At 30.2% G+C, this 850-nt stretch carries 1 protein-coding gene and 1 pseudogene; both read left to right on the top strand.

Annotated features, from left to right (window positions below; translation table 11 throughout):
• A pseudogene (locus A8C32_RS20510) lies at positions 1-306 on the top strand (hypothetical protein); the annotation flags it as partial.
• 205 nt (positions 307-511) lie between these two features.
• Positions 512-850 (top strand): hypothetical protein (locus A8C32_RS04015; RefSeq protein WP_205635367.1); only part of this gene is annotated, 339 nt, incomplete at its 3' end.

Raw genomic sequence — 850 nt, 5'->3', positions numbered from 1 at the left:
TTTAATACTGATAATCATACTTCTTCTGAAAAAGGTTTCTATAAAAATGGGAAAAAGAATGGTAGTTGGATGTATTTTAAAGCGAATGATTGTGATGAAAAAATCACATACAGAAATGGAGTAAAATGGGGTTCTTATAGCTTTAAAAATAAATTTAATAACATTACTGGCCAATATAAAAAAGGGAAAAAAGCAGGTGTTTGGATTAGTAAAAGTTCTTTTTTAGAAATAATAACTAAAGAGTTTTATAAGAATGGTAAATTAGATAAGAAAGAAATAATAACTGAAACGATTTTGATTAAATAAAAAATTTAGGCTAATCAAAAAGCTTTTGGCAATGGCAATGGAGAGCTATGCAATATGATATAAAAACCTATTACACAGAATAGTTATGAAAAAAGTGATCCTATACTTTTGCTTATGCTTGACATTTTTTAATTGCTCTGGACAAAAAAAGGCCGTAATAGAAGAGGTAATAGAAATAGAAGAGCCCATCAAAAGACACTCTTTAATGTTAGTAAATGAATCTTTAACTGATAGTGGTCTTGCCTATGGAACTAGTGTTTTACGTATTAATGATGAAGGATTGTATGAACGTATTAAAGATTCTTTACTATTTAATGGGCTCCTTCATATGGTGCTTCGTGAAGACTACTATAATGATACAGGACCTACTCCATATGGATTTCTTTCAGGAGATATAAAAGACGGGAAAAAAGAAGGCGAATGGGAAAAGGAAGTCTTTGTTAAAGGAGAAGAGTCAGCAATAGTAAAGGTCATGAACTATGCTAATGGGGTTTTACATGGCAAATATCAAGTTTTTGATCTAAAAGGAAACGTTTTAACACCA

It is taken from the genome of Flavivirga aquatica (assembly GCF_001747085.1).
Classification (GTDB): Bacteria; Bacteroidota; Bacteroidia; order Flavobacteriales; family Flavobacteriaceae; genus Algibacter_C; species Algibacter_C aquatica.
Note: the sequence above shows the minus strand (reverse complement) of the source record. Positions and strands in the feature narration are given on the sequence as shown.